This window comes from Priestia sp. JV24, assembly GCF_025910025.1.
Classification (GTDB): Bacteria; Bacillota; Bacilli; order Bacillales; family Bacillaceae_H; genus Priestia; species Priestia megaterium.
The window spans coordinates 1-22,199 of sequence record NZ_JAPCIN010000011.1 but is presented as its reverse complement, the minus strand read 5'-3'; the positions used below and the strand labels follow the sequence as shown (position 1 = coordinate 22,199).

Annotated in this window: 20 protein-coding genes; 5 read left to right on the top strand and 15 right to left on the bottom strand. The window is 39.3% G+C overall.

The genetic code is table 11. The features are described 5' to 3' along the window. Positions 1-62: 62 nt before the first annotated feature. A complete protein-coding gene (locus OK414_RS05275) occupies positions 63-1,433 on the bottom strand; it encodes a sigma-54 interaction domain-containing protein (protein ID WP_254176792.1) in 1,371 nt (456 codons plus the stop codon). Positions 1,434-1,621: 188 nt separating this feature from the next. Between OK414_RS05275 and OK414_RS05270 the strand changes: the two genes are divergently transcribed. From OK414_RS05270 to OK414_RS05255, 4 genes are all read left to right on the top strand, one after another. Next, positions 1,622-2,428, top strand: a complete 807-nt coding sequence (locus OK414_RS05270; protein ID WP_034653895.1) for a MurR/RpiR family transcriptional regulator — start codon at positions 1,622-1,624, stop codon at positions 2,426-2,428. Positions 2,429-2,450: 22 nt separating this feature from the next. Continuing rightward, complete coding sequence (locus tag OK414_RS05265) at positions 2,451-3,278, top strand: GNAT family N-acetyltransferase (protein ID WP_263045503.1); 828 nt, start codon at positions 2,451-2,453, stop codon at positions 3,276-3,278. Beyond that, positions 3,275-4,384 (top strand): o-succinylbenzoate synthase, encoded by a 1,110-nt coding sequence (gene menC / locus OK414_RS05260; protein ID WP_263045504.1) that lies wholly within the window; start codon positions 3,275-3,277, stop codon positions 4,382-4,384. Before OK414_RS05265 ends, menC begins: the two co-directional genes overlap by 4 nt. Positions 4,385-4,815: 431 nt before the next feature. Next, positions 4,816-6,171, top strand: a complete 1,356-nt coding sequence (locus tag OK414_RS05255; protein ID WP_034653903.1) for an arsenic transporter — start codon at positions 4,816-4,818, stop codon at positions 6,169-6,171. Positions 6,172-6,699: 528 nt separating this feature from the next. Here the strand turns inward: OK414_RS05255 and OK414_RS05250 are convergent. From OK414_RS05250 to OK414_RS05185, 14 genes are all read right to left on the bottom strand, one after another. Further along, positions 6,700-6,903 (bottom strand): IDEAL domain-containing protein, encoded by a 204-nt coding sequence (locus OK414_RS05250; protein ID WP_016766443.1) that lies wholly within the window; start codon positions 6,901-6,903, stop codon positions 6,700-6,702. 49 nt (positions 6,904-6,952) lie between these two features. Beyond that, a complete protein-coding gene (locus OK414_RS05245; protein ID WP_016766442.1) occupies positions 6,953-7,120 on the bottom strand; it encodes a Fur-regulated basic protein FbpA in 168 nt (55 codons plus the stop codon). 381 nt (positions 7,121-7,501) lie between these two features. After that, positions 7,502-8,344, bottom strand: coding sequence for an aldo/keto reductase (locus tag OK414_RS05240; protein WP_016766441.1), 843 nt, complete (start codon positions 8,342-8,344; stop codon positions 7,502-7,504). A 183-nt stretch (positions 8,345-8,527) separates the two neighbouring features. After that, complete coding sequence (locus OK414_RS05235; protein WP_263045505.1) at positions 8,528-11,842, bottom strand: Ig-like domain-containing protein; 3,315 nt, start codon at positions 11,840-11,842, stop codon at positions 8,528-8,530. A 216-nt stretch (positions 11,843-12,058) separates the two neighbouring features. Beyond that, on the bottom strand, positions 12,059-12,934 hold the full coding sequence (locus OK414_RS05230; protein WP_263045506.1) for an N-acetylmuramoyl-L-alanine amidase family protein: 876 nt from the start codon (positions 12,932-12,934) through the stop codon (positions 12,059-12,061). Positions 12,935-13,129: 195 nt separating this feature from the next. Further along, the gene (locus OK414_RS05225; protein WP_016766438.1) at positions 13,130-13,594 is read right to left on the bottom strand and encodes a C40 family peptidase; all 465 of its coding nucleotides are present in this window, start codon (positions 13,592-13,594) and stop codon (positions 13,130-13,132) included. A 229-nt stretch (positions 13,595-13,823) separates the two neighbouring features. Then, positions 13,824-13,958, bottom strand: coding sequence for a hypothetical protein (locus OK414_RS05220; protein WP_260511273.1), 135 nt, complete (start codon positions 13,956-13,958; stop codon positions 13,824-13,826). Between the two features lie 131 nt (positions 13,959-14,089). Continuing rightward, positions 14,090-14,269, bottom strand: a complete 180-nt coding sequence (locus OK414_RS05215) for a YfhD family protein (RefSeq protein WP_013055768.1) — start codon at positions 14,267-14,269, stop codon at positions 14,090-14,092. Between the two features lie 336 nt (positions 14,270-14,605). Then, entirely contained in the window at positions 14,606-15,877 is a 1,272-nt protein-coding gene (locus OK414_RS05210) for a cation:dicarboxylate symporter family transporter (RefSeq protein ID WP_028407730.1), read from the bottom strand. A 217-nt stretch (positions 15,878-16,094) separates the two neighbouring features. Beyond that, a complete protein-coding gene (locus OK414_RS05205) occupies positions 16,095-17,018 on the bottom strand; it encodes a response regulator (RefSeq protein WP_263045507.1) in 924 nt (307 codons plus the stop codon). Position 17,019: 1 nt separating this feature from the next. Further along, positions 17,020-18,327: a sensor histidine kinase gene (locus OK414_RS05200; RefSeq protein ID WP_263045508.1), complete on the bottom strand. Its 1,308-nt coding sequence runs from the start codon at positions 18,325-18,327 to the stop codon at positions 17,020-17,022. A gap of 558 nt (positions 18,328-18,885) precedes the next feature. Next, complete coding sequence (locus OK414_RS05195; RefSeq protein WP_080621529.1) at positions 18,886-19,101, bottom strand: hypothetical protein; 216 nt, start codon at positions 19,099-19,101, stop codon at positions 18,886-18,888. Positions 19,102-19,184: 83 nt separating this feature from the next. Then, positions 19,185-20,648 carry a sodium:solute symporter family protein gene (locus OK414_RS05190; protein ID WP_047931766.1) on the bottom strand — a complete coding sequence of 488 codons (1,464 nt, stop codon included), beginning with the start codon at positions 20,646-20,648 and terminating at the stop codon, positions 19,185-19,187. Continuing rightward, positions 20,645-20,845, bottom strand: a complete 201-nt coding sequence (locus OK414_RS05185) for a DUF3311 domain-containing protein (protein ID WP_013055761.1) — start codon at positions 20,843-20,845, stop codon at positions 20,645-20,647. The genes OK414_RS05190 and OK414_RS05185 overlap by 4 nt, the downstream gene beginning before the upstream one ends. 201 nt (positions 20,846-21,046) lie before the next feature. Between OK414_RS05185 and OK414_RS05180 the strand changes: the two genes are divergently transcribed. Further along, positions 21,047-22,009: a bile acid:sodium symporter family protein gene (locus tag OK414_RS05180; protein ID WP_013082056.1), complete on the top strand. Its 963-nt coding sequence runs from the start codon at positions 21,047-21,049 to the stop codon at positions 22,007-22,009. Positions 22,010-22,199: the final 190 nt, after the last annotated feature.

Here is a 22,199-nt window from a genome sequence, read left to right as displayed (position 1 = left end):
CTCGCAATCTATCAAGTAATGTGTTTGTACTTGTTTTACATGCAAAGAGCGTGCCAAAGACGTTAAAAAACGGAATGTTTTTTTAATTTTCTAACAACTGAAGGCTGACTGATTCCAAGTGCTTCCCCTATTTCTGTTGTCGTTTTATACTGTTTTTTTGCTTTTACTAATATCTCTTTTTCCAGCTCGTTTAACGCGTCGTTAAGCTTCATTTCCCCATGTTCTTCAACGTGTTGAATCCGTTTTTTTCTATGCAGAGAATGCGGCAAATGCTCCATTGTAATCAGCGTTTGTGAAGACACAACCACGGCGTGTTCAATCACATTGATTAACTCTCGTACGTTTCCTTTCCACTCATGTGCAAGCAGTGCGTGAATAACCGCATTATCAAACGTTCTTTTTCGGTTGTATTTCTTTTCAAACTGCTCGGCAAAATGTGTGAGCAGCGGAAAAATATCTTCAGGGCGCTCGTTCAAAGATGGAATGGTAATCGGTACGACGCTTAAACGAAAGTATAAATCTTCTCGAAATTCTTTTTCAGCAACGGCTTTTTCTAAATCTTTGTTCGTCGCTGCAATTAGGCGAAAGTCCACGGTTTTAGGCTTTCTTCCGCCAACGGAATAAAACTGTTTTTCTTGAATGAGCTTTAAGATTTTTACTTGATGCGCCGGTGACAGTTCTCCGACTTCATCTAAAAAAAGCGTACCTCCATCTGCTAATTCGGCCAGTCCCACCTTTCCATTTTTAGATGCACCGGTAAAAGCACCCGCTTCGTAGCCAAACAGTTCGGCCTCAAATAAATGATCTGGAATGGCCCCGCAGTTCACTTCAATAAACGGCCCTTTGCTTCTTGTACTTTTGTTATGTATCAGCTTGGCTACGTGCGTTTTTCCTACTCCTGACTGCCCTAAAAGTAAAATATTTACGTCTACGTTCGAAACGTGAACAGCCGTACGAAGAACGTGCTGCATCTTTTCGCTGTTGCATACAATTCCTTCTGTTGATAGATTTTGGTTCCGCAGCAGCATAAGCTCGCTCTTTACGCGCTGCATTTCGCCTTCCATCGCATCAAGATATGTTTTCATTTCCATAAGCTCCGTCACATCATGAGAATAGCTGACGATTCTTTTAATCTCTCCTTTTTCATCTTTGACAGGAATGCCTGTAACGAGCACTTGCTTGCCTTGTTTAGTTGTTTGTACAAGCGTAATTTTCTTCTTTGTTTCAAGCACAATTGGCGTAACGATTGGCGTAAACAACCCTTGTTTTTCAAGTTCATAAACAGACTTTCCCAGCAGTTTTTCAGCTTTTACGTCGTAAATATTTCCCGTTCCTTCATGTATTCGGACAATGATGCCTTTTTCATCCGTCACAAGCAAATCATCTTTTAATGAATGAAGGATCCACTGATTTTCATTCCATTCTGAATTCATGTATGCTCCCCGCTTTCTATTCATTTTTGAATAAAACACAATTCGTTTTTGAATAATGGCATTTATTTTTGAATAATCAATTTATTATATCACGAGGGCTTCTTTTTATTTTGAAACAGCAATTGAAATGAAGTTAAAAATGCATTAATATATTTTTATGAAGTTATAACTTCTTTTTAGGAGGCTATATGAATCCATCATTTCAAGAATTAATTAAACATAAATTTCCTGACCTTTCTCGCGGTCAAAAAAAAGTGGCGGAGTTTCTCGTTAATTTTACGGAAAAAGGCTCGCTGTACACGGCTGGGCAAATTGGCAAAGAAGCAGGTGTCAGTGAAACAACCGTTATTCGTCTAGCTTACGCACTTGGGTTAAATGGTTTTTCCGATTTACAGGAGCTAATGCGAAAAGAATGGCTTTCTTCTGCCGAATCAAAAGAAGCAGCTAGCAAGCATGCAGCTGATTCTGCAGCAGAAGAAAAGAAACCTTTTAGTGAATGGCTTTCCCCTGTTGACGAAAAGGAATTATCTCAAGCTGCAGATGCGCTTATCAAAAGTGATCAAGTGTATATTGCAGGTTTCCGCGAATCTCATACGGCAGCTTACTGGCTGTATTATAAAATGAATCAGCTTCGCAATCATGTTCTTTTATCTTTTCCAACAGGATTTTTGCTTGAAACGCTATGCAATCTTACTAGTGAATCTGCTGTTGTTGTATTTTCACTGCCGCGCTATACAAAAGAAGCGCTTGAAGTAGCTCAGCAAGCTAAAAAACAAGGAGCGAAAGTAATTGCCATTACAGACCGCCGTCTGTCTCCGGTAGGTCAAATCGCTGATATCACGCTTTTAGCCGGCACAACCGAACATATTTTATCGCTTCTTGCCCTATCTCAAATTGTCATTAGCAGCATGCAAAAAAGAGATGAAAAAACGGCTGGAAAAAGACAGGAACACTTGGAAAAGCTATATGCTGAGCAAAACATCTTTTTAGAATAGATAATAGAAAGGAAGTAAACATATGACTGAAGCTTTAACGATTCGTTCACTTACCACAACCGCTGAACTAGAAGACGTACGCGCATTAGAAAGCCGCGTCTGGGGAGAAAAAGAAGCAACGCCCGTTCATCAAACCTTGACCGCTGTTAAAAACGGAGGTCTTGTTCTCGGTGCGTTTCTACATGAAAAGCTGATTGGCTTTCAGTATAGTTTTCCAGGGTTTGACGGAAATTGCGTCTACTTATGTTCTCATATATTAGCAGTTGACCCTGCCTATCGCAGCATGGGTATCGGAGCTAAGCTTAAGCATGCGCAGCGGCAAGAAAGTAAAAAAATAGGGTATTCATATATCAGCTGGACGTATGATCCTCTAGAAAGCGCCAACGGGTATTTAAATATTGGAAAGCTTGGAGCCGTTTGTTCTACCTATATTGAAAACTGCTACGGAGACATGAATGATCCGTTAAATGCTGATTTGCCTTCTGATCGATTCGTTGTAGAATGGGCATCTTTAGAGGATACGAAACGAGCTCAGCCTCTCTATACGCCAGATCAAATGATGGAGGCATCGCTTACTCAATGGACGTTAACGGATAAAGGATTTCCTTCTGTTATAGGTATTGATGAAAGATGGTTGAATGGTGACGTCGTGTCTGTAGCTATTCCGTCTGCTTTTCAGCAAATGAAAGAAGTCTCTCCTTCTCTAGCATTAGACTGGCGTATGCGTACAAGACGCGTATTTCAAACGTGTTTTGCAAAAGGATTCCAAGTAACAGGTTTTATGAAGCATCCAGAGAGCAGCGCACCCGTTCATTTTTATATTTTAACGAAAAAAGAGGTGCAAAAATGAAGATCAAACGCGGTATTTTACGTCATTTAAAAATGGATTTACTTCATCCGTTTACGACAAGCCTTGGAAAAGAAGTGGATCGAGATTTTATTTTAGTAGAAATTCAAGACGAAGACGGACGATCCGGCTGGGCTGAATCCGTAGCGTGCGCGGATCCTTTTTATAAAGAAGAAACGCTCAAAACAAACTGGCACATTATGGAGGATTTTTTAATTCCTTTGCTTCAACAGAAAGAAATTCAGCATCCTGACGAAGTATCCCAACGCTTTGCTCATATTCGCGGCAATTACATGGCAAAAGCGGCGTTAGAAGGTGCAGTTTGGGATTTGTATGCGCGCAGGCAAAACCTCTCTCTATCTAAAGCGCTAGGAGGCAGTAAAAGTCAAATTGAAGTTGGTCTCAGCGTTGGCATTCAGCCTACAATTGACGAAACGCTTCGCAAAATTGAAGCCGGCTTGAATGAAGGATATAAGCGGATCAAAATTAAAATTAAGCCGGGCTGGGATCTTAACTTGACGCGCGCCGTTCGAAACGAGTTCCCTTCTACCCCGCTGATGGTTGATGCGAACTCTGCTTATACGCTTGCAGATGCTGATCACCTTGCTCAGCTTGATGAGTTTGATTTAATGATGATTGAACAGCCGTTGGCTCATGATGATTTAATTGATCACGCTGAACTGCAGGTCCGCATGCGCACGCCCATTTGCTTAGATGAAAGCATTCATTCAGCTGAAGACGTTCGAAAAGCTATTAAACTTGGAAGCACACAAATTATTAACATTAAAATTGGACGAGTAGGCGGACTAACAGAAGCCAAAAAAATTCATGACCTTTGTCAAACTCACGGTATGCCCGTATGGTGCGGCGGTATGCTGGAATCAGGTATCGGACGAGCACATAATATTGCCATTACCACACTTGCCAATTTTACGCTTCCCGGAGATACAGCTGCATCCTCTAAATACTGGCGGCGTGATATCATTCATCCGGAAATAACGGTCGACAACGGTATTATTTCCGTTCCTGATACACCAGGCATCGGCTACGAACCTGACCACGATCAGATAAAAGCGCTAACTTTACACGAAAAAGTCTATACTTGCTAATCTTGAACAGGCTGGAACAAAAGTATGTCAGCTGAAGGAAAATCCGAACGATGAATGGTTCGGATTTTTTTATTGATATGGTGAGCGTAGGTTTCATGTATATAGCGGCTTCTATCTGTACAAGACGAAGACTCCTGCGGGACAAGCAGAAAGCAAAGGCTGGCATGGAAATCAACAGCACTTTAAAAAGCAATGCCTACTAGCTCCTTTATCCGATTGATTTCTCTTTAGATTGGATGGGTTTAGTTATGTCCCAGCCTCTTTTTTATAGGCTCCTCTCCCGAGGTGATACGTGCCTTGGCAAGATAAACAAACATATTAGCAAAAATGGTCTTATGCACAATCCTTCTAGTAATAAATGAATATAAATAGAGTGTAAGGGACATGCAAGGGTATATTCATTACAAATTTTAGAAGAAAGGAGCATACTGATGAATATTGAAATTGGAATTGCCATTTTCGTGTTTACAATGACAATGCTCGTCATTTTTTGGAGGCCAAACGGCATCAACGAAGCATGGCCGGCAGCCATAGGAGCAGCCATTATCCTGCTTACAGGAATTGTATCCAAATCAGACATCGTTGATATTTTCGGAAAGATAAGCGGCGCTTCTATCACCATTATTGCCACCATTGTCATGGCCGTCATATTAGAAAGTTTTGGATTCTTCCACTGGGCAGCTGCACGACTAGTGAGTTTATCCAAAGGCTCAGGGTACCGATTATATTGGTACATTCAACTGCTGTGCTTTTTAATGACTTTACTATTTAATAATGACGGCAGTATTTTAATTACCACTCCAATTTTAATTCTACTTTTGAAAAACCTTCAGCTAAAACCCCACCAGCAGATCCCCTACCTTTTAAGTGGAGCGCTTATTGCTACCGCTTCCAGCGCGCCTATAGGTGTAAGTAATATTGTCAATTTGATTGCCTTAAAAATTGTTCATATGTCGCTTTATATGCACACGGCGATGATGTTTGTACCGGCGACACTTGGTTTATTATTTATGTCTTGGCTCATGTATACGGTCGTAAAACGCCATTTGCCAAAAAAACTGCCGCATGCTTCAAAAGATATAGAAGAGAGTTTCTTTACGAAACAGTTTCACCCCTTAAAAGGAAGCATTTCTGTTGAAACAAAACGTAAACGCACACAATTTATGCTGAAAGTTTTATTATTTGTGTTTGTTATGCGCTGTCTCCTATTTGTCGCCTCTTATTTCGGCATACCAATCGAATTGGTTGCTGTACTAGGCTCATTGATCTTACTTATTTGGAGATGGTATCACTTACGTACAAACCCGATTGATATTTTAAAGAAAACGCCGTGGCACATTTTCGTTTTTGCATTTTCAATGTACGTTATTATTTACGGATTGCATAACGTAGGATTGACAGATCTACTTGTAAAAATTTGCGAACCAATTGTGAATCGAGGGCTTTTTGAAGCAAGCTTTATCATGGGAGGACTTGTTTCCATTCTCTCTAACTTGTTTAACAATCACCCTGCCTTAATGGTCGGAACCATTACCTTGACTGAAATGGGGCTCGATCCTATTACTCTTAAAACTATTTACCTTGCTAATATTATTGGAAGTGATATGGGCTCGCTTTTATTACCGATTGGAACACTGGCCTCTCTTATTTGGATGCATATTTTAAAAGAAAATCATATCAAGGTAAAATGGAAAGATTATTTAAAAGTATCACTTATCGTTATCCCGCTTACCACCATCGTTACACTTTTCCTCCTATTCTACTGGGTTCAGCTCATTTTTTCTTAATACTGATTTACAGGACGGATTGTACTCTTTTGAAGCTTACAGTCCGTCAGAAATAAACAAATGTCTCTCATAAAAACTCACTATTTTTTTCTATTGTTTTTTTATAGATACACATTCACCTAATAAAAACATTTTTTTACATTCACTAATTATTTAGAACAATTTAAAAAGAAAATCAATAAATATATTGAATCGAATTTCCTTCATGTGATAAGATATGGTTATATTGTTACTTTAACAATACATAGAGCGAATGAATTAGAAAATATGCAGTTGCATAGAACTTTCTAAACCCCACACGCAACATTTAGAGAGTGACATTCATTTTCTCAGTAACACCCATACCTTTCTGAAAAGAGTGAGTACATTAGACTTGCTCTTTTTGTCTGTTAACTGATAAGGTTCATTTCTTATGTAAGGTCTTCCTTTATAATAAGACAACAAAAAAACAGGTAACTAAGCATGCCGCTTCTTACCTGTTTTTATATGCTAAAATGATAAAATCAAATTCTATCGCGTGAACGCTCTTTACGAAATTGATTTTAATTCTTCAATTAATTGAAAAAATTTCTCTTTGTTTCTTTCTTCTAATGTTTGATCGACTTCACGTAAAATTTGATCTCTTCTAAAATCTCGGATAGCCTTATTTAATACCATTTTAGCAAATATAGAATCGAGGATATCCATACGGATGGGCTGCGAGTCTGTTGGGTGCTTTTCGATATAAATCAACTCCTATCCTTTCCTCTATTATAACAAATTCTAGCAATGTATCAAAATTTCATTGAGATATGCGCTGTTGTGCAACGGCTTCGTATTCTGATTCTAGTTCTTGAAGCGTAAGCTCATATAGCTGCTTATTTCCTTTTTTATAAACCCCTGCATCCAGCAATAAATCAATCATTGATGTTTTTTTACATTGTATGTGAGAGTAAGCTTGTTTTGTCATCGTTACACCGCCTATTTTACACTTAAAAATGAAATGATTTCTCTATCTTTCACGACCTTTCTTTATCATACGGCCCGTCCTTTAGCTTACTGTGAAGAAAATGTTAAATTTATGTAATAATGCATAAAAAGAGGCCGGGACATAACTAAATGAATCCAACCTAAAGACGAACAAATGAGATACATGAGCTGAACCGCTTATGACACCGCCGTTGATTTCCATGCAAGGCTTCGCCTTGCCCTTCAATCAACAGCTGGAAGGACGAAACAGATGAAGCTGTATTCACCCTAAAAAAAACGAACCACTCATCAAACTAGTTGATCAATGGTTCGTTTTTCACTTGGGCTAAAATACTTTTGTCCCAGCCTATTAGTTCTTCTATTAAAAATCAAAATTGTCCGGATCTGGACCTACTCGGTGATTTTGATTTAATCCATCAATTTTGCTTACATCTTCAGCATCCAATTCAAAATCAAACACAGATGAATTTTCAACAATACGGTGCTCTTTTGTTGATTTTGGAATCGTTACAACTCCGTTTTGCAGATCCCATCGCAGAATGATTTGAGCAACTGATTTACCGTGTTTTTCAGCAATTTCTTTTAACACATCGTTATCTAGCAATTCTCCTTGCATAAGCGGAGACCATGCTTCTAGCTGAATATCGTGTTTTTGACAAAAAGCATGCAGCTCTTTTTGCGTCAAACGAGGATGATACTCAACTTGGTTAATAACAGGCTTAACGTCTGTATCTTTCATTAAGTCTTCTAAATGATGAATTTGAAAATTACTTACACCTACAGCTCTTACTTTTTCTTCTTTATAAAGCGTTTCTAATGCTTTCCACGCTGCTTTATACTTACCTTCTACCGGCCAGTGAATTAAGTATAGATCCAAATATTCTAAGCCAAGCTTTTGTAAGCTTGTTTCGTAAGCAGCCAGCGTCTCTTCATAGCCTAAATCTGCGTTCCAAACTTTTGATGTAACAAAAATGTCTTCGCGTGAAAGACCTGCTTCTTTTAGACCTTGGCGAATTCCTTCCCCTACACCTTCTTCGTTTCCATAAATAGCTGCCGTATCGATGCTGCGGTAGCCTTTGACGATAGCTGTTTTCACCGCGTTCACTAATTCAGGCCCTTCTTCTACTTTAAATACACCTAATCCAAACCACGGCATTTTGACTCCGTTATGAAGTGTTACTGTATCTTGCAAATGATTACTCATTATAAAAAACCCCCTGCTAATTTCTTTACATTTGTTATTATGAAACAGAAAAAAAGAAAAAGATAGAACCCACTTTAAAGTAAGTTAGGCACTTCAAAGTTCTAAGGTAACTTTTTAGTAACCTTCTATCCCACTTAAAAATCCCTAAAAAAAGAATCCTCCGCAGAGAATTCTTTTTTGTTTTTATTTAACGTTTATATTGACTGCTGAACTTGTATTTCCAGCGGCATCTTTTGCCGTCACAGCCAGCTTTACGCCTGCTTTTTGTTTTGGAATAGTGACTTTAAACTGTCCTTTGCTATCTGCTTTGCCCGATGCGATCAGCTTTGTACCACTTTTAATCGTAACCACGGCATTCGCTTCCGTTTTTCCAGAGATAAAGGTGGACAAAGACGTAACGGCATTCACTGCCGGAGGTGCCGGCGGGGTTGTGTCTTGCACTTTTACAATTTTATACGGGCTGTACCCTACTTTATTTTGCAGCACGGCCGTTACTTCTGTTCCTGCTTTTTGAGCAGGAATTTTCACGCTGAACTTGCCGTTTCCATCAATTTTTCCACTCGCAATAATTTTTCCGCCTACTTTAATATAAATAGACGCATTTTTTTCTCCTGTTCCCGTTACCGCTGTACTTTTTTCAGTAAGCGTATTAACGGTTGGAAGTGCTGGTTTTGTCTGCGCGGCACTAACTGTTACAAACGCATTGGAGCTGTAGTTATTGGCTGCATCTTTTGCAATAACAGCTAATTTTGTAGCAGCAGGCTGCTTTGGAATGGTGATGCTGAACGTTCCATCCGATTTTGCATTTCCTTTGCCAATTACTTTTTTGTCAATTTTCACATGCACTTCTGCGCCCGCTTCTGTGCTTCCTATTACGACTGTATCTTGATTGCTTACAGCGTTTACTTTTGGTGTAACGGGTGCTGTTTTATCCTGCACGATTACGGTTACAGCTGGACTTACCCCCGCTGTGTTTCCAGCCGTTACAGACAGTTTGCTTCCTGCTTTTTGTTTTGCAATCGAGATGCTGTATGTTCCTTTAGCATCCGCTTTACCAGCTGCAAGCTGAAGACTTCCGTTTTTAATGATAACCGTCGCGTTTGCTTCTGCTGTACCCGTAACGGCTGTACTTCGATCACTCACTTCATTAACTGTCGGTTTTACCGGAGCTTTTTGCTTTGCTGTAACGGTTATAGTCGATACAGTACTGCTATTTCCTGCTACATCTTTTGCTTGTACGCTTAGCTTTGTATTCGCTTTTTGCAGAGAAATGGCAACAGAAAACGCTCCGTTTGCACCTGCTTTAGTCGTTCCCACAGTTGTTGTTCCCACTTTTACAGTAACCGTCGCATTTGCTTCTGCTGTACCTGTAACTTTTGTATCTTGATCACTTACTGCGTTTACTTTTGGCGCAGCTGGTGCCGTTTTATCCTGTACGGTTACCGCAGTGACTGAACTTGTTCCCCCTGCATTTTGAGCCGTTACAGACAGCGTGCTTCCTGCTTTTTGTTTTGCAATTGAGATGCTGTAATTTCCTTTGGCATCTGCATTGCCTGCTGCAAGCTGAAGACTTCCGTTTTTAATGATAACCGTCGCATTTGCTTCAGCCGTTCCTTTGATCATTGTGTCTTGATCACTTACTGCATTTACTTTTGGTGCAAGCGGTGCTTTTAACGTAGATTTAACCGCAAAAGAAGGAGCTTGACTTTCGTTTCCTGCTTTATCTTTTGCACTTACCGCTATTGTTGTTCCACCTATTTGCACTGGAATTGAAACAGTAAATGTACCGTTACCATCCGCTACTGCAGAGAACGTTGCATCGCCTGCTTTTACCGTCACGGCGGCGTTTGCTTCTGTTACGCCTGTTACGGTCGTATCTTGGTCACTTACTTCATTTACAATTGGAACAGAAGGCGGCGTTTGATCGGTTACGGTCACTACTGTGGCCGTGCTTTCATTTTCAGCTGCATCTTTAGACGTTACCGATACTTTTGTATCTGCTGGCTGCTTGGCAATCGTAATTGCAAATTTTCCAGCTTCGTCAGCAAGACCTGTTCCAATTACTTCATTTTCCACTTTTGCAATAACAGAAGCATTTGGTTCTGTCACGCCCGTAAGCGATGTTTGATTGTCTCCTAGTGCATTAACTGAAGGTGCATCAGGCGCAACCGTATCTTTTGGTGCTTCTTGCTCCTGCTCTTTTCGCGGATATTTAGTTGTATAAAAACTTAAAAGAGTAGTGGTTGGATAATAAAAATCTAAAATTTCACGATAGTCTTTTCCTATGCTTGCCATTTTTTGAGCACCGTATTGACTCATTCCAACACCGTGTCCATTTCCTTTACCATTAAAAGTTGTTGATGTGCTTGTTTCATTTGTTTCCGTTACAAGCAGACTAAGCATCGCACGGCTGTTTAACATCGATTTTAGCTTCGTCGATGTTAAATCCTTTAATTCCAAATGATGAACCACTAGTTTTTGCGAACTGTCTACATCTCCTTTAACGAGGTAGTCCACTGTAATTGCACCTTTCGTCACACGGCCTCCTGATGAAGGAGCATAAAAGCTCACCTTTGGAATAGACGTAATTTTAATGGTTTTACCAGGATGCTTATTGGCTACTAACCATGACTTCAAATTATCCGTAACGGTTTTATCTTTTTCAGAAACCGTATTCCACCAAGCGCTATAGTTAGCTAAATCTTTTCCTGTTAAATCAATTTGCGTTTTTTGAATAGCTAACGTCCACGGTGTCTGCTTATCGTATGGATCTTCTTTCACCGGGAAATAAGAAAGCTGAGTTCCTCCCCAAGCGTTGCTGTTTGATTCGGTTCTTCCGCCGTTGCTTGATGAGAACACGGCGTTGATTAATTTATTGTTGTAGGTGACTACTTGTCCGAATGTCTGATCTACTGCTTGGTTTGTACTGTCGTACCACGTATAGCCACCGTACACTTGATAGCTTACCGTGTCATTGATTACTTTTCCTGCATAGCTCATTGCGTATGTTCTTGCTGCTACCGCCTGAGTTTTTAAGGCTTGCAGATTCCAAGATGTATAGACTTCATTTGGCACAACGCCTTTTAAATAGTCTTCAATCGGGAGCGTATTAACAGGTCTGACGTACGTTCCTTTTTCATTTGTAAACGCAACGTCCCCTAAGTACTGTCTGCCGTTAATAGATACGGGATTTTTATAAAGAGACGGTGTAATTTCAAAGCTTGTAAATTCACCTAAGACAGTGCTTCCTTGTTTTAAAGTGACACCTTGAGTTGTTGCTGTTACCGTATACTCTGTATTTGCATTTAAGACCAAATCCGAGTTTTTAATAGTGTATAAATAAGACGGCTTAATTGTAATTGCATGATGATCTCCTAAATAGTTTACTAATTTTACAGACACAACTGGTTCTACCGTTTCAGCTTTCACGCTAGCAAGCGGCGTGAATTGAAACAGCAGTACGCTTAGTACTAAAGCAAATGCCGTTAACTTTCTCATCTTGTTCCCCCATTTTCATATACTGCCTAACGCATTTTAATATCACTTTCTATATCGACACAGTTCTATAAAAATTAAAGCATTTTACCTAGTTTTCTTTTCTGCTCGTCCATTTTTTTGTCGAAAAAACGCTTCTTTATATCATATGAACGACAAAAAAACGTGTGACATAAATCAAATGATTTAGTCACACGTTTTTATAGGTCTTTTCACCTTTTATTTTTTCATTTCTTCATATGCCACGATACCGTCTGCAACATGATTCATCAGCTTTGTAAGGTAAGCCTGATCAGACAGGTTCCGGTCTTCTTCTGGATTCGTCATATACCCCAGTTCAACTAGCGTTACGGGTACAGTCGACCAGTTAAATCCTGAAAGATCACTGCGATAGCGAATGCCGTCTGCTTCGACAAACTGATCTTTTTTCACCTCTGTCAGAATAGCTTGAGATGCTTGTAAACTGCTTTGGTAAATAGACTTTGTATAGGAATTATCTTCTGCAGGAGTAAGCACAGAAAATCCTTTTACAGAAGCATTTTCAGAACCATCTGCATGTATACGTACGTGCAGATCAGCTTTTGAATTATTCGCAAGCTCCGCTCGTTCCCGGTTGCTGATATCTACATTATCAGAACTTCGAGTAAGCTTTACGGTTATTCCTTTTTCTTCGAGCAGCTGTTTTAATATCATAGAAGCTTCCAACGTCAGCTTGTATTCCGGCTTCTTGGTCACTACGCCTGATGTGCCTTCGGAAACCTTTATTTTTGTTTCTGCTGATCCCGGTCCGATTGGCTCTTTCTCCAGGTTAGCCTGAGATTGATGACCAGGGTCAATGTAGACTAAAAAAGAAGGAGGATCCGCTTTTTCAGGCATGTTGTTTTTTACATTTTTCACTTCATTACCTGCTTCATGAGGCTGTACTGCTTGGAACTGTGAGATCGGCTGCTTCACTCTTTCTCCCTGCGCATGAGCTTTTGGTACATTTCCGCTAACGACGGCTTTCTCTGTTTGACCTTTCATCATAAAGAAAAATGAGAGTACTGCTACTATTGCAACAATACCTATTCCATAACTCCATACTAAGCGCTTCATCTTCGCTCACCAGACTTTCGAATAGAGTGGGATATTCCTTATGTTAAAGTACAAAATGTGTTAACGTTATTATCTCATAGAATATGGATTTTTTTGTATAAAACGTTAAAAATAATATCGGCAATATGTTATGTATATGCAAACAAAAACAACACTACATAATGTAGTGTTGTTTTCCAAAAAAATGACGGATGGTTAAATCCGTTTTGCACCAATATAACGTGCTTTCCAGTAGCTGTTGCTAAGAGATGTAATCGTCACGCCTTTAGATGTAGAAGCTTGAAGAAACTGATTATTTCCTAAGTACACGCCTACATGTGAAGGACCTTTTTTATACGTTTGAAAGAAAACTAAATCTCCTTTTTGAAGCTTTGCTTTTGAAACGCTTGTCCCTACTCGATACATTTGTTCCGTTGTGCGCGGAAGTGTTTTTCCAGCTTTTTTGAAAATGTATTGAATAAATCCCGAGCAGTCAAAACCTTTTGTTGTTGTGCCTCCCCATTTATAAGGAACACCCATTAATTTTTTACCAGTAGCAATAGCCGTGTCCTTGTATGAATATGACGCTGCTTCTACTGTTTGAGCAGGTGCAATAAACGGACTGGCTCCGCTAAATAAGACTGCCGCTGCCGTTATAGACCCAATGATGGCTTTTTTCATTTTTCTCCTCCATTATGTAACCGAACGTTACGTTTCTATGAACTTATTTTTCAATATGTTCGGTTTAATTATAATGAAAAAAGCCTCAAAAACTATTACGCTATGATTAAATAATGTTACAAAATGGTTACTTAGGAATTTTTATCTTTAGATATGTATAAAAGAGGTTGAGACATACCTAAGTCAATCCAATTTACAGACGAATAAATGAGCTAGTATGAATCGCTTGTTACTCGGCAGTTGATTTCCGTGCAAGACTTCGCTTTCCGCGGGCGGGCGCTGAGCCTCCTCGTCGCGTACGCTCCTGTGGGGTCTCACCTATTCCGCTTTTCCCGCAGGAGTCTTCGTCTTGCCCTTCAATCAACCACTAGAAGCAACTACATAAACGAAAACTACGTTCACAATCACAATGAAAAAATCCGAACGAGTTGGGTTCTCCATTCATCGTTCGGATTTTCCTTCGATTAAAACACTTTTGTCCAAGCTCTTTTTCTTTTACTTTTCTTTTTGCTGTTTCAAAATTAAGTCCTGTTTCGCTTTAGCATCATGATGCTGCGCTAATTCACGTGAAAATTCTTCATTTGCTTGATCTGGAGCAATTTTTAACTCTTTTGGTGTTTGAGGCAGTGACCCTTTGTTGTTATGTGATGATTTGTGATTATTTGCTCTTCCCATGTTGAGACCTCCTTGTATCAATCATTTGTTTTTCATCTTTAGTTACTATTCCCAATTTCCCAAAGCAAATTCAACCGAAAAAAGATTAAGACATAACTAAATAAATCCCATCTAAAGCCGGATAAATTGGATAAATGAGCTGATATGGACCACTTGTTGCATGGGCTTTGATTTCCATACAAAATTTCGCTTTCCGCGGGAATCTTCGCCTTGTTCTCCAATCAACAACTAGAAGCAACTGCACAGATAAAATCTACATCAATATAAAAAAATCCGAACGAATAATCGTTCGGATCTTTCTTCAACTACAATGCTTTTGTCCCAGACTCTTTGTTGTTACGATACTTTTTTTGTTACTTCGTTAATATAAGCTTCCTTGTCTTTATCATTAAATTGACCTTCCCACTTCGAAATGACAATCGCACCAAGTGAGTTTCCAATTACGTTTACCGCTGTACGTCCCATATCTAACAAACGATCGATTCCAGCGATAAATGCAAGCCCTTCTACCGGAAGTCCTACAGATCCAAGCGTTGCAAGCAGTACAACAAACGATACGCCCGGAACTCCTGCAATTCCTTTAGATGTAACCATTAAAATTAATATCAGTGAAATTTGCTGTGTGATGCTCATATCAATACCGTACATTTGCGCGATAAAAATCGCAGCAAGCGCTTGATAAAGAGTAGATCCGTCTAAGTTAAATGAATATCCCGTCGGAATAACAAAAGATGTAATGGCTTTAGGACATCCGAACTTTTCCATTTTCGCAATAATACGCGGTAATACTGTTTCTGAACTTGCAGTTGAAAATGCTAATAGCAATTCATCTTTTAGCACTTTTAATAAGTGGAAGATGTTAACGCCAGCCCATTTAGCTACAAGTCCTAGCACAACTAATACAAAGAAAATCATTGTGCCGTAAGCAACAATTACAAGCTTACTAAGCGGAATCAGAGACGCTAGTCCAAATTTTGATACCGTTACACCGATTAATGCAAATACGCCAAACGGTGCAAACTTCATAACTAAATTCGTTACCCAAAACATCGCTTCTGCCGTGCCTTCAAAAAATCTTAAAACCGGCTTGCCTTTTTCACCGATTGATGCAATTCCAAGTCCAAATAGGACCGAGAAGAAAATAATTGGCAGCATGTCGCCTGCAGCAATTGACTCAAATACATTCGTTGGAACGATGTGAACAAATGTTTCTACAAATCCTTTTTGCTCTGTAGCTTCTGCCGTTGATGTGTAGCTGCTGATATCTGATTTTTCAAGACCGCTGCGGTCCACACCAGTACCAGGGTGAAGCAAGTTAGCTGCTAATAAGCCTACAACAATAGCAACCGTTGTAATGATTTCAAAGTAAAGAATTGTTTTTCCGCCTAATTTACCAAGCTTCTTAATATCACCAACACCCGCAACGCCCACAATGATACTAGATATAACAATCGGCACCACGATCATTTTAATTAAATGAATGAATACGTCTCCAATTGGCTGCAGCACTTCAACTGCTTTAGGATTTCCGTAAAAAATAGCCCCTACAATAATACCTGCAATCAAACCAATTAAAATTTGTCCTGCTAATCCAAGCTTTTTGAACATATCTTTGCACCTTCCTTCTTTTTTCTAACAGCTCAAAGCTGTTTATTTGCACTTAATGTATTCAACAGATACAATTCCATTAAGAACTGTTTATTAAGTAGTTCTTTTATTCATAAGATTACATTATCATAGGCATCACAAAATCTAACAAAAACCTACTGAAACTAACAAAAAAGTTTTTAGAAAATTACAAAATGAAAACGCTGTAGTTTTTTTACTACAGCGTTTGTTTAACTTCATAATAGAGCATTTGGATAAATTTTTTTACGTTTATACGACTCGGAGTGCTGCTTTTTCCCGTGCCTTTTTCTATATCTCTCATGCGCTGATGCACCATTGAAAAATCGAAAAACTTAGAAGCATAATTTTCAAATTTAGGATTAAAGAAGTCAACCATGCCAAGAGAGGTCAAATGATTTAAAGACTGATAAATAGCTCTTCTTACTCGCTGCTCAGCTGCTTTCATTTCTTTTTGCAACACGTCTTCTGAAAAAGATGAACCAAGCTTTCTCACGGTAATTTTCTCAAAAATTTCTTTGAGAGAAGGAAAATGCTGTTCATACATCGTGCTTTTTTCCGTTTGATGCAGGTAATTGATAATTTCAATCAAATCTTTACTTCCGCTTTCTCCTAAAATCCCAAGTTCTCTTAAAAGAAACCTGCACGCCTCTGCCGGATCGCTTTCTTTTTTACCAAAAGAAGGCGTTTTTTGCTGATTTCCTACATTAAGTACGGTATTTAACGATTCTTGAATTTTCTCTATTGATTGTTGAACATGAATTCGTTCAATTACTTTTTGAATGACCATGAGCACTTCCATACGATTAAGCGGCTTCGTGATATAGTATTCAATGCCAAGCGAGTAGGCTTTTCCAATCAAATCTTTCGTTTCTACCTGTGACATCATAATAATTTTCCCTTTAAAACTATCCTTTATTTTGCGCACGGTTTCGATTCCGTCTTGAATCGGCATTAATAGATCAATAAATAAAATATCGATTTGCTGCAATAAAGAAAATTGATCATTTAACACGATCCCGTCTTCTGCTTCTCCTATAACCTCCCCTAGATCATTATCTTCAATAATTTCGGCTAACATTGAACGAAAGACTTCGTCATCATCTATGATATAAAATCGCATATTAGTCCTTATCCCCCATTAACGTAGAAATAGGTAAATCTATAGCAAATTGAACACCGGGGCTTGGAGACAGATTAACAAATTGAATATTCCCTCCCAGCTGCTCGGTCATTTGCTTAACGTAGACAAGCCCAAGACCCGTAGAAGGCGTTCCGTCCTTTGCATATTTGGATGTAAATCCCGCTTTAAAAATAAGACGTTCATGCCTTTTTTTCACTCCGGGACCGCTGTCTCTTACATACAATAAAATGCGGTCTTCTTCTCGACATACGTCGATAATAATCGCGCCTTCTTTTTCAATCGCTTCGACCGCATTCGTTACTAGGTTATTAATTAATGATAAAAACAAGTACACATGATAGCGAGGATGCTCTCCTAAAATCGAATATGAAAAATGAATATCTTTTGCTAACATCGCCGCATATTTTTCGTTGCTGCGCATCACGATTTGAAGCAGACTTTCGATTTCCATATACTCAGAAAATTCTTCTTTTGTAATGACCTTGGACAGCCCTGCTGATATCCGCTGGTTGTCTTTTTTAATATCATGTACTTCTCCTGCAATTTGTAATGCTTTTTGGCTAAAATCGTGCAGTGAAGTAAGCTGGTGGGTATCCGCTTCGTGTAATTCTTCATACAAATCATACGACTTTTTCGTAATTCTCTCAGCGTCCTGCAGCGTTTTTTTCAAATGAATGGATTCCTCATATAAATTTGAAAGCACAACAAGCAGCTGATCATTTTTTTGAGAGATTTGTCGTTCTCTCAGCTGCCCCTCGTAAAGTTTGATCATGCTAAATAGGCATAAAACAAAGAAACTTCGAAAGACGCCTACAATAAAAATCTGCATGAACTCCGGAAACACAATATGATGATGAACCATTACATACATAAAAAACAATTCCATCCCGCCTGAAACCGTTTCGATGATGATGCTCCATATGCCAATAATCCACGGCTTTGAATGAAAATCGTTAATTTTAAACCAAGAAAAAGCAATGGCATAAACAAGATAATAAATCCCCGCTGAACACCTAATCTGCAAAGAATGCAGAAAATCAAATGATTCGTAGCTATACCAGTCAAGCCACATCCGAAAGCCCACTATAGCACTCGCAACTAAAATACCTGGTATAACAGGAGATACCTTTCTTAAAAGCAGCAGTAAAAAGAAAAAAATGGGCACAGCAAAGCTAACTCTATACGTATCATGAAAAGGATAATATTTAAGCTCTCCTGCTAGCGGCACAACGACTATCATCACCAGAATAAGGAAAACATCTTTTTTTACTACCGTATCAACTTTCATCGTTCACTTCCTGCACTTTTTGAACATAAGTATATAGTTTAGCAATCTAAAAGACAATCGCTCTTCCCCATATTTTTTACATTCCTACTTCCATTTATAAATATAGCCCATATATAAACAGTTATTTATTCTCTTTCATTATTCTCTGTAGTTTTTTAGATTTTCTTGTTTTATTTTGTAATTTTTGTTGTATAGTAGAAGTACCTTTTAAAATGTGAGGCTGTATCACAACTATTCAATTATTATTACATCACCTGATAGCTACACTAAAAAGGAAAACTATTATTTATAGGGGGAGCTTATTTTACAATGTGGATCATTACCGTTTACTCGAAAAACCAAAGTCCGACTATGTTTGAATTTGAATCAGAGGTAGAGGCGAAAAAGACATTTCAGGAGATTAAAGGGTGTAAGATCCTATCGGAAGTTATTTACTATAACGACCGAGTTCCCGCTTTAGCGTAAATCAGTTGATGTAGGAAATTTTACAAATTATCGGTTAAAAGCCACGTAAAGGGCCAAAGGATGATTCTATTCCTTTGGCTCTTTGCTGTTTGATTAGAAAAAATGAGACTGAAACATAATGAGATGAATCCAATCGAAAGACGAACAAACGGGAGACATGAGCTGAACTGCTTGTGACACCGCAGTTGATTTCCGTGCAAGACTTCGCTTTCCGCGGGCGGCCGCTGAGCCTCCTCGTCGCTTGAGCTCCTGTGGGGTCTCACCTGTTCCGCTTTTCCCGCAGGAGTCTTCGTCTTGCCCTCCAATCAACTGCTAGAAGGGTCTAACGTTGACCTAACAAAAAAACGAACCCCAATCAAACGTGTTGATTAATGGTTCGTTTTTCACTTCGTCTAACATACTTTTGTCCCAGCTTCGTTTTGCTTTGTGAGCATACTGACTGCCCACATTACGATAAAGTTGACAAGCAGCGCAATAAATCCGACATTGATATCCTTCATTTGCTGAGGCAGTGACGGAAATAACGTCCCAATAGTAGATCCGCTGATTGTAATATAGGCTACTACAATAATTCCAGCAACAATCCCCCACGCTGCTCCTTGTTTCGTTACAAAGTTATTTTTCTTCAAACTGAAAAGCAGAGATGGAAACAGCTGTGTCATTAGGCTATAGCCCATTAAAATAATTGTTGACAGCGTCGTTCCTCCGTTTAGCGTAAAGTAAACAGAAATGAGAGCCACAACGGGTACAAAGCTTTTCGCTAAACGAGCAATACGCGCTTCGCTTGCTTGAGGAGCAAACGGTTTGTATATGTTTTTAGCCAGCAACGTTGATGCACTCATTAACAGCATCGATCCCGGCACAAGCGCTGTCAGCAAACCCGCTCCTCCTATAATTCCAATAAACCAAGGATCAAAGGTTTGGATTGAGATCCGTAATAGGGCAAGATCTACGTCTCCTCCGCTTAAACCAGGAACTTTTAAAATAGCTGCAAATCCAACAAAAAATACAAAGAGCAGCATCAGCGTATAAAGAGGACTAATGATTGCATTTTTACGAAATACCTTTGCATTTTTCGCTGTATAGCTTGAACTAAACACCTGCGGCCACATATAAAACCCAAGTACTAGTAAAATAACGGTCGAAATAAACCACGAGACGCTTAATCCTTGCTCAGGAAACTTTAAAAATCCCGGCTTCGCTGTATTCACCGCTTCAAACATTGGCCCGTATCCTCCGTAATAATGAAAAGGTAAATAAATGCCTAAAAATCCAATTACAGCAAGCATCATAATGTCTTTAATAACGGCCGTCCATGCAGAACCGTGGATACCGGATATCATAACATATAGCGTTAAACTGATAGCTCCCATCCAAATGGCTGCCGGCATTGAAATGGCACCGTAGGATGCTTGTGATACAATAATCCCCAATCCTTTTAACTGCACAACGATAACAGGAATGACAGCAATCACTCCTACAGCAGCTACAAGCACACCAAGGTAAGGGCTTTTATATTTGCTTACAAAAAAATCAGGCTGCGAGACGAGCTTATGATCTCTTGCATACTTCCAAATAACAGGAAGAAGCCAGTATGATAAGACATATGATAAGCTAATATAAATTAACACATAAAGTGCAGGAGCTCCTTTTCCATAAGCCCATCCGCTTCCGCCTAGAAACGAAAATGTTGTATAGATTTCTCCGGCCATCAGCACAAACACTAAAACAGCCCCGAAACCGCGTCCGCCTACCGTCCACTGCTCCAAGTTCATATCCTTGCCTTTGGTTGATCGTATGCCAAGAAAAATAGCTGCCACTAAAAATAGTAAAATAATAATAAGTGCACTATTCATTCTTCTTCCCCTTCCCGATTTCTGGGATCAAGCTTGTACATAACCCCTAAAATAATGGACGTAAGCACCACCCATATCACCATCCAAAACATATTGAACGGCATACCGAGAACAAACGGAGTGACTCGGTTAACAAAAGGGAGAAAACCTAATATGCCTACGAACGGAAGGACAGACAAAATATAGATAAATTTCATGACTAAACTCCTCCGACTTTCTAAAACTAACTTCTTTATATTATCACATATTCCGTGTATTCAATGAAGGAATGCTTGCGTTTAAGCTGAAATAATCTCCAAAAGATAAAATATTCTGTACTATTTTACAAAAATACTGTTTTAATTTTTCTGAATAAATAGTATAATTTCTTCTTATAGTTCGCAGGAGGTATCGTACAGATGAAAACAATAGAGAAAATCAGTACATTTGCAGGAAAAACATTTACGCTTTGGGTTATTTTAATTTCCGTTATTGCCTACTCATTCCCAGAGCATTTTGTATGGATTGGAAAGTACATCGTTCCGCTCTTAGGAATTGTCATGTTTGGAATGGGATTAACGCTGTCAGCGTCTGATTTCAGCGAAGTATTTCGAAGACCGAAAGAAGTAGCACTAGGCGTGGTGGGACATTTTATCATTATGCCGCTTCTCGCATTTGGTTTGGCGATTGGCTTAGATTTACCAAAAGAAATAGCAGTGGGCGTTATTTTAGTAGGCTGCTGTCCAAGCGGCACATCATCAAACGTAATGGTCTTTTTGGCTCGAGGAAACGTTGCGCTCGCAGTTGCTATCGCTTCTGTTTCAACCATTTTAGCACCGATTGTTACACCGCTTCTTATTTTATTATTTGCAAGCAAGTGGGTGGATATTGATATCATGTCTCTTATTATTTCCATTATACAAGTTGTCATCATTCCCCTTGCTCTTGGATTTACAATCAAAAAGTTTTTTGGAAAAGCTGCAGAAGCAAGTTCCAAAGCTCTTCCCCTTGTTTCAGTAGTCGCGATTGTCTTGATTGTATCTGCCGTTGTGGCAGGAAGCCAAGCACAGCTTGCTAAAACAGGCGGTATCATTTTTGCCGTAGTTGTTCTTCACAACATTCTTGGTTTCACAATCGGCTTCTTCTTTGCCCGCTTATGCGGAATGGATCTAGCCAAACAAAAAGCAGTGGCAATGGAAGTTGGCATGCAAAACTCAGGGCTCGGCGTCACCATTGCTTCCACTCACTTTTCGCCGCTAGCCGCTGTCCCAAGCGCCATCTTCAGCGTCTGGCACAACATCTCAGGCTCAGTTCTTGCCTTTATCTTTAGCAAACTAAAAGACAAAAACCAGCCTTCGTCTGATAAAAAAATGGCTGGGTAATACAATAAACCTATAAGGGAAGCACAAAAAGCTTTTACCTAGGCGAATGCCACCAACCCCGCAAGGGGGGCGGCATTCGCTTAGGTATAGAAAAAAGAGACATGGCGCTTTTGCCATGTCTCTTTTTTCCACATCGATTAAAAACTATTAGCCTCTTCCTGCTTGGAAAGAAGGGTATTTCGTCATACCA

Excerpts from the sequence above, each read along its gene's own strand:
- OK414_RS05215 (WP_013055768.1), bottom strand. The coding sequence starts at position 14,269 with ATGGGAAGAGCAAATAATCACAAATCATCACATAACAACAAAGGGTCA.
- OK414_RS05270 (WP_034653895.1), top strand. The coding sequence starts at position 1,622 with ATGAATCCATCATTTCAAGAATTAATTAAACATAAATTTCCTGACCTT.
- OK414_RS05185 (WP_013055761.1), bottom strand. The coding sequence starts at position 20,845 with ATGAAATTTATCTATATTTTGTCTGTCCTTCCGTTCGTAGGCATATTA.
- OK414_RS05245 (WP_016766442.1), bottom strand. The coding sequence starts at position 7,120 with ATGACAAAACAAGCTTACTCTCACATACAATGTAAAAAAACATCAATG.
- OK414_RS05235 (WP_263045505.1), bottom strand. The coding sequence starts at position 11,842 with ATGAGAAAGTTAACGGCATTTGCTTTAGTACTAAGCGTACTGCTGTTT.
- OK414_RS05180 (WP_013082056.1), top strand. The coding sequence starts at position 21,047 with ATGAAAACAATAGAGAAAATCAGTACATTTGCAGGAAAAACATTTACG.
- OK414_RS05255 (WP_034653903.1), top strand. The coding sequence starts at position 4,816 with ATGAATATTGAAATTGGAATTGCCATTTTCGTGTTTACAATGACAATG.
- OK414_RS05230 (WP_263045506.1), bottom strand. The coding sequence starts at position 12,934 with ATGAAGCGCTTAGTATGGAGTTATGGAATAGGTATTGTTGCAATAGTA.
- OK414_RS05210 (WP_028407730.1), bottom strand. The coding sequence starts at position 15,877 with ATGTTCAAAAAGCTTGGATTAGCAGGACAAATTTTAATTGGTTTGATT.
- OK414_RS05265 (WP_263045503.1), top strand. The coding sequence starts at position 2,451 with ATGACTGAAGCTTTAACGATTCGTTCACTTACCACAACCGCTGAACTA.
- OK414_RS05190 (WP_047931766.1), bottom strand. The coding sequence starts at position 20,648 with ATGAATAGTGCACTTATTATTATTTTACTATTTTTAGTGGCAGCTATT.
- OK414_RS05275 (WP_254176792.1), bottom strand. The coding sequence starts at position 1,433 with ATGAATTCAGAATGGAATGAAAATCAGTGGATCCTTCATTCATTAAAA.
- menC (WP_263045504.1), top strand. The coding sequence starts at position 3,275 with ATGAAGATCAAACGCGGTATTTTACGTCATTTAAAAATGGATTTACTT.
- OK414_RS05225 (WP_016766438.1), bottom strand. The coding sequence starts at position 13,594 with ATGAAAAAAGCCATCATTGGGTCTATAACGGCAGCGGCAGTCTTATTT.
- OK414_RS05240 (WP_016766441.1), bottom strand. The coding sequence starts at position 8,344 with ATGAGTAATCATTTGCAAGATACAGTAACACTTCATAACGGAGTCAAA.
- OK414_RS05205 (WP_263045507.1), bottom strand. The coding sequence starts at position 17,018 with ATGCGATTTTATATCATAGATGATGACGAAGTCTTTCGTTCAATGTTA.
- OK414_RS05200 (WP_263045508.1), bottom strand. The coding sequence starts at position 18,327 with ATGAAAGTTGATACGGTAGTAAAAAAAGATGTTTTCCTTATTCTGGTG.